The following is a 2728-nucleotide window of genomic DNA, read 5'->3' on the forward strand; positions in this document are numbered from 1 at the left end:
TGACGGACGCCAGCCTGGCTTATGATGCCGGAACCGATAGCTTCACGCTCAAGGCTGGGACCGAAGATGTAACGTTCGGACCCAGCCATGTGACCACCAATGCGTCCAACGCTCTTCGCTATGAAAAGGTCGTGGGGAACACCACGACGCAGCTCCACCTGGATTGGGGAATGCGGTCCCCATGGACCACCGCTCCCGAATATGTTGCGCTTGGGCAGCTTTTTTCCCGGCATAGGGACATAGCGACCGGCATCGACCGCTATATGTCGATCGACTTCGCCTTCGGCCACCCGAGCGAAGCTTCCGCCGTCCCGAGATTCGGCAGCGCAACCTATGAGCTCTCCTTTTTGGGCAGCCGATCTTCATCGGTGAGTAATTACCTGCTTAACATCATGGGACGCGGCGTCGCACTCGTCGACTTCGCAACCGGCAAGATCGAGATCAGCGGTAAGACTGCCTCGCACAATTTCGGCGGCCAGGGCCTTTCCGGCGCCGAAGTCGAGGGGCAAGTCAGGGCTAGTGGCGCGATAACCTCCGGCAAAAACCAGTTTGCCGGAACCTTCACTGCAAAGGGGGGCGCTTCGGACTCATACAAGGGGGACTTCTCAGGATCCTTCTTTGGCCCGAAAGCACAGGATATCGGCGGCACGCTTTACAGCACCTCCGGATCCCTGTTCTACAGCCTCGCCTTCGCCGGCTACGGCCTGTCCAAGACATCTTCTGCCGACACGCTTGCCAATCTGAAGGGATCGACCCGTCTCCGGACCGTCCGCACCTTCATCGACCTGCCGGTCCGCGAAACGCTAGCCCCTCCGCTCGGCGAGGACATCATTTACGATGCGGATACCCAGACCTACACGGTCGGAGGTGGCGGCTCCCAGGTCGGGTTCGGCTATTCGTTCGGACCGGCCAATCGTGTTCCGACCCAGGACAAGGGGGACCTGCGCGCCTACGGCGCTGCGCTGCCGACCGTCGACGGAAAGGTGCAATATTCGATCGGTGTGTTCGACGGCGAGACCGACGGCATCGAACTGACCTACGCCAGCTTCATGCGCGTTCTTGGCACTCGAACCGACACGACCGGCAAAGTCATGGCCGAAGGAGTGGATTATATCGGCTTCGGCATCTCCACGCCGGCCGATCAACTGCCACGGAGCGGCAGCGCCACCTATTCCGGTCGCCTGTTCGGCGATATCCATAACGATACGAAGCTGATTGCATCGTTGATCGGCACATCCGATCTCTCCGTGAACTTCGGGACGGGCACGCTGACCGCCGCCCTGTTCCCCCTTCGAGTGGAGGCAGGCGGCGCTTCGAGCGCACTGGGACGGTATGACTTCAGCGGCTCCATCGACGCCTACGCGTCCGCGTTCAGCGGAGCGTGGAGTGGCGGCAAGGGAACCCTGATCGGGCGCTTCTACGGCGACTCGGCACAGGAATATGGTGCGGTGTTCAACATCCAGGACCCCGCAGTCGGCAAGATGACGGGCATCAGCGTCGGCAAGCGCAAATAGGAGCGGCGGGGCGGCGGCAAGCTCGGAAGCGCCGAGAAGGTCGTGGCGCTGAGGTCCGCTTTCCACCGATCGGGGACATCGGCCGCCGGACCAGGGGAATAGCGGCCGGACGCTTCGCTCAGCCCTCCCGCCCCAGCGGGAGAGGGAACTCAACTCACCCCGTCGGGTGGAAAAAGTCGTAGATGGAACGCGCCATCGCCTTCGAGATGCCGGGGGCTTTCTCCAGATCTTCCAGCGCGGCGCCCTTTACGGCGCGGCCGGTGCCGAAGTGCATCAGGAGGGCGCGCTTGCGGCTGGGGCCGATGCCGGGGACGTCGTCGAGCGGGCTGGTGGCCATGCTCTTGGCCCGTTTCTGGCGGTGGGCGCCGATCGCGAAGCGGTGGGCTTCGTCGCGGAGGCGCTGGAGATAGAAGAGCAAGGGCGAGTTGGGCGGCAGCTGGAACTCGCGGCCGTTCGGCATGTGGAACGTCTCGCGGCCGGCATTGCGATCCGGCCCCTTCGAGATCGCGACCACCGGAACGTCGTGGATGCCGGCATCCTCCAGAGTCTCGCAGACGGCCGAGAGCTGTCCCTTGCCGCCGTCGATCAGCAAGAGATCCGGCCAATCGCCCTTTGAGCGGTCCGGATCCTCCTTTTCGAGCCGGGCGAAGCGGCGGCCGAGCACTTCGCGCATCATCGCGAAATCGTCGCCCGGCATGGTGCCCTCGCGCTTGATGTTGAACTTGCGGTAGCTGTTCTTCCGGAACCCTTCGGGGCCGGCGACGATCATCGCGCCGACCGCGTTGGTGCCCATGACGTGGCTGTTGTCGTAGACCTCGATCCGGTCGGGCGGCCCTTCCATTTCGAACAGCTCCGCCAGAGCCCGCAGATTCTGGTTCTGGGTGCTGGTCTCGGCGAGGCGGCGGTCGAGCGCCTCTTCCGCGTTGCGCTTCGCTTGCCGGATCATCTTCACATGGTCGCCGCGCTGCGGGACGCGCAGGACGACCTTGCGCTCGGCGCGCTCGCCGAACGCCTCCGCAAGCAGCTCCGCCTCCGGCAGCGGCCGATCGACGAGGATCTGCTTGGGCGGCGGTACCTCCTCGTAGAATTGGGTGAGGAAGCTCGACAGAACCTCGTCCTCGGGCACATCGCTGGTGTGCGCCGGGAAGAAGCTGCGATGGCCCCAATTCTGGCCGCCGCGGATGAAGAAGGCCTGGATGCACATCGTGCCGCCC

General features: G+C 64.0%; 2 protein-coding genes. One reads left to right on the forward strand and one right to left on the reverse strand.

The features are described 5' to 3' along the window. A partial coding sequence (locus VF662_RS07845) for a transferrin-binding protein-like solute binding protein (RefSeq protein ID WP_464139609.1) occupies positions 1–1514 on the forward strand: 1514 nt, incomplete at its 5' end. A gap of 154 nt (positions 1515–1668) precedes the next feature. Here VF662_RS07845 and VF662_RS07850 read toward each other — a convergent pair. Further along, positions 1669–2728 (reverse strand): excinuclease ABC subunit UvrC (locus VF662_RS07850; RefSeq protein WP_464139611.1); only part of this gene is annotated, 1060 nt, incomplete at its 5' end.

It is taken from the genome of Allosphingosinicella sp. (assembly GCF_036387215.1).
Lineage (GTDB): Bacteria > Pseudomonadota > Alphaproteobacteria > Sphingomonadales > Sphingomonadaceae > Allosphingosinicella.